The 9,748-nt window shown below is 72.2% G+C and carries 12 protein-coding genes; 8 read left to right on the plus strand and 4 right to left on the minus strand.

Annotated features, from left to right (window positions below; genetic code table 11):
* Positions 1-17 precede the first annotated feature (17 nt).
* Together ACFFNX_RS31845 and ACFFNX_RS31850 are read left to right on the plus strand one after the other, a co-directional pair.
* Positions 18-137 (plus strand): universal stress protein, encoded by a 120-nt coding sequence (locus ACFFNX_RS31845; protein WP_378209585.1) that lies wholly within the window; start codon positions 18-20, stop codon positions 135-137.
* A gap of 200 nt (positions 138-337) precedes the next feature.
* Positions 338-1,036: a PIG-L family deacetylase gene (locus ACFFNX_RS31850; protein WP_378209574.1), complete on the plus strand. Its 699-nt coding sequence runs from the start codon at positions 338-340 to the stop codon at positions 1,034-1,036.
* 42 nt (positions 1,037-1,078) lie between these two features.
* Here the strand turns inward: ACFFNX_RS31850 and ACFFNX_RS31855 are convergent, their stop codons facing one another.
* From ACFFNX_RS31855 to ACFFNX_RS31865, 3 genes are all read right to left on the minus strand, one after another.
* The gene (locus ACFFNX_RS31855) at positions 1,079-1,831 is read right to left on the minus strand and encodes an HAD family hydrolase (RefSeq protein ID WP_378209575.1); all 753 of its coding nucleotides are present in this window, start codon (positions 1,829-1,831) and stop codon (positions 1,079-1,081) included.
* A gap of 92 nt (positions 1,832-1,923) precedes the next feature.
* Positions 1,924-2,139 carry a V-type ATP synthase subunit F gene (locus tag ACFFNX_RS31860; protein ID WP_378209576.1) on the minus strand — a complete coding sequence of 72 codons (216 nt, stop codon included), beginning with the start codon at positions 2,137-2,139 and terminating at the stop codon, positions 1,924-1,926.
* A 399-nt stretch (positions 2,140-2,538) separates the two neighbouring features.
* The gene (locus tag ACFFNX_RS31865; RefSeq protein WP_378209577.1) at positions 2,539-3,270 is read right to left on the minus strand and encodes a TetR/AcrR family transcriptional regulator; all 732 of its coding nucleotides are present in this window, start codon (positions 3,268-3,270) and stop codon (positions 2,539-2,541) included.
* A 74-nt stretch (positions 3,271-3,344) separates the two neighbouring features.
* Between ACFFNX_RS31865 and ACFFNX_RS31870 the strand changes: the two genes are divergently transcribed.
* Together ACFFNX_RS31870 and ACFFNX_RS31875 are read left to right on the plus strand one after the other, a co-directional pair.
* On the plus strand, positions 3,345-4,472 hold the full coding sequence (locus tag ACFFNX_RS31870; RefSeq protein WP_378209578.1) for an MFS transporter: 1,128 nt from the start codon (positions 3,345-3,347) through the stop codon (positions 4,470-4,472).
* Between the two features lie 89 nt (positions 4,473-4,561).
* Positions 4,562-4,765 (plus strand): hypothetical protein, encoded by a 204-nt coding sequence (locus ACFFNX_RS31875; protein WP_378209579.1) that lies wholly within the window; start codon positions 4,562-4,564, stop codon positions 4,763-4,765.
* A gap of 227 nt (positions 4,766-4,992) precedes the next feature.
* Here ACFFNX_RS31875 and ACFFNX_RS31880 read toward each other — a convergent pair whose 3' ends face one another.
* A complete protein-coding gene (locus tag ACFFNX_RS31880) occupies positions 4,993-6,612 on the minus strand; it encodes an MFS transporter (protein ID WP_378209580.1) in 1,620 nt (539 codons plus the stop codon).
* A gap of 96 nt (positions 6,613-6,708) precedes the next feature.
* On the opposite strand from ACFFNX_RS31880, the gene ACFFNX_RS31885 reads away from it, so the two are divergent.
* The 4 genes from ACFFNX_RS31885 to ACFFNX_RS31900 form a co-directional block, all read left to right on the plus strand.
* Positions 6,709-7,332 carry a TetR/AcrR family transcriptional regulator gene (locus ACFFNX_RS31885; RefSeq protein WP_378209581.1) on the plus strand — a complete coding sequence of 208 codons (624 nt, stop codon included), beginning with the start codon at positions 6,709-6,711 and terminating at the stop codon, positions 7,330-7,332.
* A 74-nt stretch (positions 7,333-7,406) separates the two neighbouring features.
* Positions 7,407-8,201, plus strand: coding sequence for a GAF domain-containing protein (locus tag ACFFNX_RS31890; protein ID WP_378209582.1), 795 nt, complete (start codon positions 7,407-7,409; stop codon positions 8,199-8,201).
* A gap of 58 nt (positions 8,202-8,259) precedes the next feature.
* On the plus strand, positions 8,260-8,424 hold the full coding sequence (locus ACFFNX_RS31895) for a hypothetical protein (protein WP_378209583.1): 165 nt from the start codon (positions 8,260-8,262) through the stop codon (positions 8,422-8,424).
* 59 nt (positions 8,425-8,483) lie between these two features.
* On the plus strand, positions 8,484-9,748 hold a 1,265-nt coding region (locus tag ACFFNX_RS31900), incomplete at its 3' end, for an FAD-dependent monooxygenase (protein WP_378209584.1).

Here is a 9,748-nt window from a genome sequence, read left to right on the forward strand (position 1 = left end):
CCGCGGCGGGCGCGGCGCTGCTGGTGGTGGGCGGGCGGGGGCTCGGTGGTGTGGCCGGGTTGCGGCTCGGCGCGGTCGCCGCGGCCGTGTTGCAGCGGGCTCCGTGTCCGGTGGCGGTCGTACGGCCGCGGAACTGACCTTCGGCGGGTCCGTGCGGGTCCGGGGTCCCGCCGGGCGGGGACCTTCGCCGGTCACATCGCCGGCGGCGTACGGCGATGCTCGAGAAGGGGAGCACGAGACCGCCCGGGTCCCCGTCCCCGCAGGGCGCCGGGCTCGGGCGGCCGTTGAGACACCCCGTCGTTCAGCACGTCGTCAAGACACAGGGGGCGCATCAGAGATGACCGCGGATGCCGGAATGTGGCCGTCGGGGACGCTCGGGCGGCTGCCGGACGCCAAGTGCGTCCTGGCCGTCGTGGCACGACCGGGTGACGAGGCCTGTTACCTCGGCGCGGTGCTCGACGCCTTCCGCCGCGGCGGCAGCCAGGTCAGCGTGCTCGCGATCAGCCGTGGGGACGCGTCACCGTACAACGACTCCATGGAGCGGCTCACCGCCGTCCGGCCGTTCGAGTTCGACGCCGCGGCGAGCGCGCTGCGCGCGTCGCACTGCATGCTCGCCGACTATCCGGAGGCCGAGCTGCGGCGGCTGCCGGTCGCCCGGCTCGCCGAACGGGTGATCCGGATGGTGCGGGAGTGGAACGTCGACCTGCTTCTCACGGTCGACGGACGCCTCGGCGACCGCATCGCCGCCTGCGTGGCCTGCCACGCGGGCCGCGAGCTCGCCGTTCCCGTGCTCGGCTGGACACTGCCGCACGACGTGGCCAAGGCCGTACGGGAGGCGACCGGGCTGTCGGTGACCGGCGACGCGGACCTGCGGATCGACTTCGAGCTGCGGGTCCACCGGAGCACCCAGCAGTACGCGATGCGCGCGCACGGCAGCCAGGCGCGCGGCGACGGCACCCAGTTCGCCCGGCTGGCCGTCCAGGGCGACCGTGAATGGCTGCGCTGGCTGGTGGCCTGCGACAGGGCGCGGGCGTGATCGCCGGTCGCAGCGCGCGGCACCGTCCTCGTCCGGCCCCGCTCAGGCGTAGGCGGCGTGGCGCCGGCGGCCGATGTGGAGCTCGGACAGGTCCGTGACGACGACGTCCGCGCCGTGTTCGCGCAGCCGTCCTCCGCCCAGGCGGTCGACGCCGACGACCAGGCCGAACCCGCCGCGCTTGGCCGCGGTCAGGGCCGCCGGTGACTCCTCGATGACCGCGGTGTGCCGCGGCTCGGTGCCCAGTTGCAGCGCGGCCCGGACGAACAGGGCGGTGTCCGGGCAGAACGGAAGCCGCGTCCCGGGCGCCCGCAGGCCGTCCAGGACGATGTCGAACATGCCCACGACACCGGCGTTCCGCAGGACCTCGGTACCGTGCCGCTGTGTGCACACCGCCGCCGTACGGATGCCGCGCCGGTGTGCCTCCCGGATCAACGTGACCGTGGAGGCGAACGGGCTCACCCCGTGCCGGTGGACCTCGCCGAGGAAGAACTCCTCGTGCCGGATCATCAGTCCCCGCAGATCGTCGTAGGGCAGGCAGATGTCACGGGAGGCGAGGAAGTCCCGTGCGCCCGCCAGCCGCGGTTTGCCGTGCGTGTAACGCAGAAAGTCGGTCCGGACGTCGAACGGTACGAAGGCGGTCTCGTGCGACGCCGCGTACGTACGCAGGAAGGGGTCGAACACCGTCTTCCAGGCCCCCGCCGACGTACGCGCGCTGTCGATGACCACGCCGTCGACCCCGAAGATCACCGCTGTTATGTCGCCGCTGAGCTCACACTCCCCGGATCTCACGTTCATGGCCCGCTCACCTCATTCCCCCGCTGGGCCTGGTCTCTTCGGTCTTCCCGTCACGCCGGGACGGCGGCCGCGGGGCGGTGAATCTGACCTGCTCACGGCGGCATCACCGCCGTGAGCGGCCACGACGCCGTCCGGCCGGCCAGGGTCCGTGCCGCGCGCGAGGTCAGCACTACGACGGCGACGTCCTCGCCCAGCGACCGCCAGGCGGCGAGCACGGCCTCGGGCTCCTCAGCGGGAATGACGATCGCCCCCGCGAGGCCGAACTCAAGGACTTTTCCGCTTTCCCCGATAACCGCGATCTTCGCCATGTCCCGCCTTTCCGAACGACGACTGCCGGAGGAGGAGAGCGCGGGCGGCGACACGCCGATCGCGACGGGCCGAGAACACCGGCCGTCCCGGACACCGGGGTCGGCCCGGTTCGGGAGGTCGTGTGATGTCGGCATGTCAACCATGGTCGGTGGTGAAGGCGGATCTGGGCAGGGCCGCACGGAAGTCGGAGAAAGGACCTTCGCCCCGGTTCGCCGTACGAATGCGCACGACCCGCGCCGTCCCGCTCCCGGCGGGCCGCCGAGGCCCGGAGGACCTTGGCCCCGACTCCGGCATACCGGCACGGATGTGAGCCGCGCCGGAGCGGGCCGGGCTCGCGCGGGCTAGACGCCTGTCTCAAAGTCGCCGCGCAGCCGGACAGCGGGGCTTTGAGACAGGCCCTAGGGAGATGGCCGACGCCGGGTGAGGTTGTCGACCATCAGGCCGAGGGTGAAGTCGAACCGCTCGTGTCCTGTGCCGGAGGTCAACTCGGCCGCGTAGCGTCTGGTCTGGGGGAACCGGTCGGCGGGCAGTGCGGTGAACCGGCGGACCAACTCGTCGCGGCCGACGACCCACTCGTCGTCGCGCCGGCTCTGCCGCTGCGCGGCCAGAGAGGACTCCAGCGCGTAGCCGGCGACGTAGAGCGAGAGAGCGTCGATCGCCCAGGCCGCCGTCTGCGGTTCGACGCCGCCGGCGATGAGGATGGCCAGCATTCCCTCGTTGACGCGCAGCACGTCGAGGTTGGTGGAGACCATGGCCAGCGCGGCGCGGGAGATGCCGGGGTATCGCAGATACTGGTCGCGGATCTGGGCGCAGACGTCGAGGATCTGCGCGCGCCATGTCGCCGGATCGGGCTCGGGCAGCACCAGCCGGGCGCAGAGCCGGCCGATGATCAGCTCGTCGATGTCGGCCTTGTTGACGACGTGCGCGTACAGCGAGGCGGGTCCCGTGCCGAGTACGCCGGCGACGCTGCGCATCGTCAACGCGTCATAGCCCTCGGCGGCGACGACCTCGAGCGCCGCGTCGGTGATCCGGTCGACGGTGATCGGCGCCTTGCGGGGCTTCTGCCGCGCCGGAGGGGGAGCCGGCTGAGCGTGCCGGGCGGCACGGCGTTGTTTCGGGCCAACTGACATGCCCCTGAGCTTACGTTGACACGAACTTAGTTCCAAGCGTACAAACTTAGTTCGTGAAAGTAGAACAAAGTTCGTTGAAGGCGTCTGCCGCTTCGCTTCCCCTCCGGCGAGCCTGGCTCGTACTCGCGGTCGTCTTCACCGCCGATGTGATGGACGTGATCGACTCGACCATCGCCAACCTCGCCGGCCCGTCGATCCGTGCCGACCTCGGCGGCGGTGAGACGACCCTGCAATGGGTGCTCAGCGCCTACACCGCGGCCTTCGCCCTCGGCCTGATCACGTCGGGCCGGCTGGGCGACCTGTTCGGCCGCCGCCGGCTGTTCCTGCTGGGCATGGCCGGGTTCACCCTGGCCTCACTCGCCTGCGGGCTGGCCCCCGGCGTCGGCTTCCTGATCACCGCCCGCGTCCTGCAGGGTCTGTCCGGTTCGGTCCTGATACCGCAGGGGTTCGCGCTGGTGAAGGTCGTCTTCCCACCGGAGCGACTGCGCACGGCGCTCATCCCGTTCGGTCCGGTGATGGGACTCGCGACGGTGGCCGGGCCGATCCTCGCCGGCTGGCTGCTGCGCCTCGACCTGTTCGGCGGCCAGTGGCGCTCGATCTTCCTGATCAACGTGCCGATCGGCGTCCTCGCCTGGACCCTCGGCCGATGCTTCCTGCCGCACAGGTCCGGCGAGGACGCGACCGCCCGGCTCGACCTCGGCGGCGTCGGCCTGCTCACCCTGGCCTCCGCACTGTTGATCATTCCGCTGGTCCAGGGCCGGGAGCTCGGCTGGCCGCTCTGGACCTACCTGTCGATGGCCGGCTCGATCATCGCCCTCGCGCTGTTCGTCGTCTCCGAACGGCGCAGTGGGCACCCGGTGATCACTCCGACGCTGTTCGGCAAACGCAGCTTCGTCGTGGGCCTGCTCATCGTGGGGGCCTTCTTCGCCTCGCTCAGCGGATTCCAGCTGGCGTTCAACCTGCTGCTGCAACTCGGCTGGCACTGGACTCCGCTGCACACCGGCCTCACCTTGATCCCATGGGCGCTCGGCAGCGCCGTCGCCGTGGGACTCGCCGGCGCGGTGCTCACCCGGAGGCTCGGCCGCGTCACCTCGGCCTCGGCCTCGGCATCGCCGTCATCGGCCTGCTCGCCCTGTGGTGGACCCTCGCCCACCGGGGCGACGACCTCACCTCCTGGACCCTGGCCCCGTCACTGCTGCTGATCGGGTTCGGCACCGGTCTGGTATTCGTCCCGATCTTCGACTTCATCCTCGGCGACGCCAGCACCGAGGAGGTCGGCACCGGTTCGGGCATGCTCAACGCCGTCCAGCAGTTCTCCGGCGCCATCGGCGTCGCCGCCCTCGGCACCGTGTTCTTCGCGCGCCTCGACGACGGCGCGACCGCCGGGTTCGACAAGGCCGGCGAACTCGTGATCGGGCTCGCCGCCGTGCTCTACCTGATCACCTTCGCCCTGGTGTGGCTTCTCCCGAAGCACGCCCAGCAGGCAGAAGACTGACCCCGGCCACGGACCGACCGCCCCCGCCCCCGGCCCCGACCTCCGAACCGGCGAAGCCAGAACCCCACCCGGTGGTCGCTGGCGGGTGGTCCCCGCCCGGTGGTCCCCGCCCGCCCGGAGGGCTCCAGCCCACTTCCATTGTCAAGCGCTGAACCCCCGGACGGGAAGCCCGCTGGATCCCCTGTGGACAACCCCGGCGGCGGATCAGCCGCGACCCCCGTGGCGGATCAGCCGCGTCGCGTACCGGAGGGCCGAGGCGGCTCGCGATCCTCCGCAGCGGGGGACGTGGAAGCGCCGGTACGGCGGGTGTTCGGCAGGAGCAGGGCGACCACCACGGTGCCGGCGCCGAGGATCAGGCCGCCCACCAGGCTCGTGTGCGCGACCGCGTGGGCGAAGGCGTGGTCCGCCGCGTGCACCAGTGGCGCCGCTCGTCCCGGGCCCGCCGTGGCGGCCACCTTCTCCGCCACGGTCAGTGCCCCGCCGATCGACTCCCCGGCCGCCTTCGCCGCGGTGGTGGGCAGCCGCCCGCCGATCGCGGTCGTCATGTCCGACCGGTACGCGTCGGCCAGGACCGAGCCGAGGAGCGCGATGCCCAGCGAGCCGCCGAGTTCGAGCGACGTGTCGTTCACCGCGCCGCCCACGCCGAGGCGTTCCTCGGGGAACGCGCCCATGATGGCGTCGGTGCAGGGGGAGACGCTGAGCCCGATCGCCGCGCCGAGCAGCAGCAGCGAGGGCAGGAGCGCGCCGTACCCGGAGCCGTCGCCGACGCGGGTGAGCAGCAGGATGCCGGCCGTGCCGAGGGCCATGCCGAGCACCACCGTGACCTTCGTGCCGAGCCGTGGGGTGAGCACGCCCGTGACGGCGGCGCCCGCGAACACCGCGCCGGCCAGCGGCAGCAGCCGTACGCCCGTGGGCAGCGGGCCGTAGCCCAGCACGAACTGCAGGTGCTGCGTCAGGTAGTAGATCGACCCGAACGCCGCGAGGAAGAACAGCGCGACCGCGAGGTTCGCCCCGCCGAAGGTGCGGTCGCGGAACCGGCGGACGTCCAGGATCGGGTGCGGGTGCCGCAGCTCCCACCGGATGAAGGCGGCCAGGCCGACTCCGGCGACCACGGCGGCCGTGACCGCGCCGGCGCCCCACCCGAACCGGGGCCCTTCGATGATCATGTAGACGAGCGCGGCGAGGAAGACCACCGACAGCAGGCCGCCCACGAGGTCGAGCCGTTCCCGCCCTCCCGCGTGGGACGGCGGTACGAGGACGAGCGCGGCGACCACGGCGACGCCCGCCACCGGAACGTTGATCAAGAACGTGAACCCCCAGGAGCGGCTCTCCAGCAGCCATCCGGCCAGCAGCGGTCCGGCCGCGATGGCCAGCCCCGACGTGGCGGTCCAGATGGTGATCGCCCGTGCCCGCTCACGCCGGGGGAACGTCGCGCTCAGCAGTGACAGCGTCGCGGGCATGATCATTGCCGCGCCCACGCCCATCACCGCCCGTGCCGCGATCACCCCTGCGGTCTCGTGCACCAGGCTGCCGGTCACCGAGCCGGCGCCGAACACGACGAGGCCGGCGAGGAGCGCGCCGCGGCGGCTGTACTTGTCGCCGATCGCGCCCATCACCAGCATCAGCGCCGCGTACGGCACGGTGTAGGCGTCGATGACCCACTGCAGGTCACTGCTGCTGAGGCCGAGGTCGCGCGTCATCGCCGGCGCCGCGACGAGCAGCGACGTGTTGGCCATGACGATGATCAGCAGGCTCAGGCACAGCACGGCCAGTGCGGCCCACCGGCGCGGGTACGGCCGGTCCGTCCGCTCGACCGGCGTGCGGACGGCCAACGAGGCCAACGACATGACGTCCCTCCGAAGTGAGATCAATTTGCACACCACTGTGCAAGCTAGTCATCTTGCACACTGGTGTGCAAGAATGAACCTTGTGAAGGGAATCACATGAGTGAGGCCAGGCGGACCGGCCGCGCGGAGGCCAACCGGCGGCACATCCTGGCCGTCGCCACGCGCGAGCTGATCCGCGATCCGGACGCGAGCATGGACGACATCGCCCGCGCCGCCGGCGTCGTGCGCCGCACCGTCTACGGCCACTTCCCGAGCCGTGAGGCGCTGATCGAGGGCATCGCCGACGAGGCCGCCCGTGAGGTCACCGACGCGCTGAGCCGGGCCACCGCCGGCGTCACGTCGCCGGTCCGGGCCCTGGTGGCGGCGACGACCGCGACGTGGGCGATCGGCGACCGCTACCGGCTGCTCATCTCCCTGGCCCAGCGCAACCTGAGCGGCGGCGGCATCCGCGTCCACCTGCGGCCCGCGCGCGAGCACGTCGCCGGCCTGCTGGAGGAGGGCGCGCGGCGCGGCGCGTTCGCCGCGCATCTACCGCCGAGCGTGCTCGCCCACGCCCTCGAGTCGCTCATCCTCGGGCTCCTGCAGGCGGTCAACGACGGCCTGTGGCGGAGCGCGGACCCGGCCCGGGACGTCGCCCGTACGTGCCTCATCGCCGCGGGCGTGCCCGCCGCCGATGCGGAGGCGGCGGTGAACGACCGGTCGACGCCGGTAACGGTTTGACCGAAATGGTCACGGCGTGCCGTGGATAAACCGTTGTCGCACGGTGTCCGTCGGTGATCCTTTAGTGTGCGTGCGTGCGCATTCCCCCCAGAGGACGGCTTTACATCACCACGACCGTCGGTGTCGTCTGTGTCGCCCTGGTGGCGATCTCCGGGGCCGAGGCGAGCGACGACGGCCCGTGGAAGCCCTGGTGGATCATGCTCGGCGTGGTGATGAGCGTCGTCGGCGCGGCGGTTCCCGGCTACGAGCAGATCCGCAAGGAGCGCCAGCGCAAGACCGCCGAGCAGGAGGCGATCGAGGCCGCCGTCGAAATGCGCGTCACGATCAACGACGCGCTCGACCCGATCGTGCGCCAGCTGGGACGCATCGCCACCGCCGCGAATCGCCAGGAGCGGGGGAACCTGCGGGAGGCGACCGTCCCCATGGTCCTCGACTCGGCGGCGCATCTGATCAAGGGCCGCCGCGTACGCGCCTGCCTGTTCCGTCTCGAGGACGGCGCCACGAAGAGGCTCGTGCCCAGCCAGTACGCCGGGCGCGCGGACGCGCCCGTGACGGTCTTCACGGAGGGCACGGCCGAGGGCGACTCCGTCTTCGCGATGATCCGCGACAACGAGCACGCGTACTCGGCCGACGTCGACCGTGACCCGCCGCCGGGCTGGCGCGGCTCGGCCGGCCACGGCTACCGATCCTTCCTCGCCGTCCCGGTCGTGGCCGGCCACACGCCGTACGGGATCCTCACCGTGGACGCCATGAACGTCGGGGGAGTGAGCCGATCCGACGTCCCGTTCGTCCGGCTGCTGGCGGGCCTGCTCGCGGACGCCCTCGCGTACGGGACGAACGAGGAGGGGATCCGGCGCCTCGTACGTTGAACCTGTTGACCTTTCGTCCGGCGTTCCGGACACTGACGGAAGAAGGGGAGTGGGGGCCATGGCGGGCGACATCGTGGTGCAGGACTCCGACGACCGGTCGGAGCGGATGATCAAGGATCCGAGCCGCTACTTCGCCGAGGCACGCGAGCGTGCCGAACGCGAGGTCCGGCGCGAGGCCGAGGTGCGCAAGAGCGCGTCCGACCGCGACGAGCCGGACGAGTAACCACCCGGAGCGACACCCCCGAGGTGCGAAGGCCCCGTTTCGGGGGAAGGTCGTCAGTCGTGAACGGGACGACCCAGGGGGAGCGCATGCGGCCCGACACGGACGTGCTCATCGTCGGCGGCGGGCCCACCGGCCTGATGCTGGCCGGCGAGCTGGCCGCCGCCGGTGTCGCGTGCGCCGTCCTCGAACGCCGCGACCACGAGTCCAACCTCACGCGTGCCTTCGGCGTGCACGCGCGCACTCTTGAGCTCCTCGACGCGCGGGGGCTCGCCGACGACCTCGTCGCGACCGGCGTGCCGGTGTCCGGGCTCGGCCCGTTCGGGCTGCGATTCTTCAACCTGCCGACACGCTTCCCCTACGTGCTGATCACACCGCAGTACGAGACCGAGCGGGTGCTCGCCGACCGTGCGCGTGCGGCCGGAGCGGTGATCGTGCCGGGCGCCGACGTGGTGGCGCTGCGGCAGGACGCCGACGGCGTCGACGTGACGGTGCGCGAGGCCGGCGGCGCGACGCGCACGCTGCGGGCCCTCTACGCCGTGGGCGCCGACGGCGTGCACAGCACCGTACGCCGCGAGCTCGGCCTGCCCTTCCCCGGCCGGTCGGTGGTGCGCTCGGTGATGCTCTGCGACGTCCGGCTCCTCGAATCCCCGCCGGAGACGGTGACCGCACGGGCCACCGGCGCGGGGTTCGTCTTCATCGCGCCGTTCGGCGACGGCTGGCACCGCATCATCGCCTGGAACCGCCGCAGCCGGCTCTCCGACACCGCACCGGTCGACTTCGAGGAGGTCCAGAGGGTCACCCGCGCGGTCCTCGGCAGCGACCTCGGCATGCACGACCCGCGCTGGATCTCGCGGTTCCACAGCGACGAGCGCCAGGTGCCGCGCTATCGCGACGGCCGGATCCTCCTCGCCGGCGACGCCGCCCACGTGCACTCACCGGCCGGCGGCATGGGCATGAACACCGGTCTGCAGGACGCGGTCAACCTCGGCTGGAAACTCGCCGCCACGATCCAGGGCTGGGCGCCGGAGGGGCTGCTCGACACCTATCACGACGAGCGGTACCCGGTCGGCCGGCGTGTCCTGCGCATGAGCGGCACGATCCTGCGCGTCGCCCTCCTGCGCCCGCGCGGCCTTCGTCGGCTCCGCGACACCGCCCTGCGGATCGTGTCGGGCCTGCGCCCGATCGCGCGGCGCATGGCGGGCGCGATCTCCATGATCGACCTCGCCTATCCGGCGCCGCGCGGCTCGCATCCCCTCGCCGGCCACCGCGCGCCGGACATCCCCCTGGCGGGCGACGCGCCGGGCAGGCTGTACCGCGCGTTGCG

The sequence above is a fragment of the Actinoallomurus acaciae genome (genome assembly GCF_042429965.1).
GTDB classification, from domain to species: Bacteria; Actinomycetota; Actinomycetes; order Streptosporangiales; family Streptosporangiaceae; genus Actinoallomurus; species Actinoallomurus acaciae.

Bases quoted from the DNA above. Each gene is read 5' to 3' on its own strand.
- ACFFNX_RS31850 (WP_378209574.1), top strand. From the start codon at position 338: ATGACCGCGGATGCCGGAATGTGGCCGTCGGGGACGCTCGGGCGGCTG.
- ACFFNX_RS31855 (WP_378209575.1), bottom strand. From the start codon at position 1,831: ATGAACGTGAGATCCGGGGAGTGTGAGCTCAGCGGCGACATAACAGCG.
- ACFFNX_RS31860 (WP_378209576.1), bottom strand. From the start codon at position 2,139: ATGGCGAAGATCGCGGTTATCGGGGAAAGCGGAAAAGTCCTTGAGTTC.
- ACFFNX_RS31865 (WP_378209577.1), bottom strand. From the start codon at position 3,270: ATGTCAGTTGGCCCGAAACAACGCCGTGCCGCCCGGCACGCTCAGCCG.
- ACFFNX_RS31875 (WP_378209579.1), top strand. From the start codon at position 4,562: ATGCTCAACGCCGTCCAGCAGTTCTCCGGCGCCATCGGCGTCGCCGCC.
- ACFFNX_RS31880 (WP_378209580.1), bottom strand. From the start codon at position 6,612: ATGTCGTTGGCCTCGTTGGCCGTCCGCACGCCGGTCGAGCGGACGGAC.
- ACFFNX_RS31885 (WP_378209581.1), top strand. From the start codon at position 6,709: ATGAGTGAGGCCAGGCGGACCGGCCGCGCGGAGGCCAACCGGCGGCAC.
- ACFFNX_RS31895 (WP_378209583.1), top strand. From the start codon at position 8,260: ATGGCGGGCGACATCGTGGTGCAGGACTCCGACGACCGGTCGGAGCGG.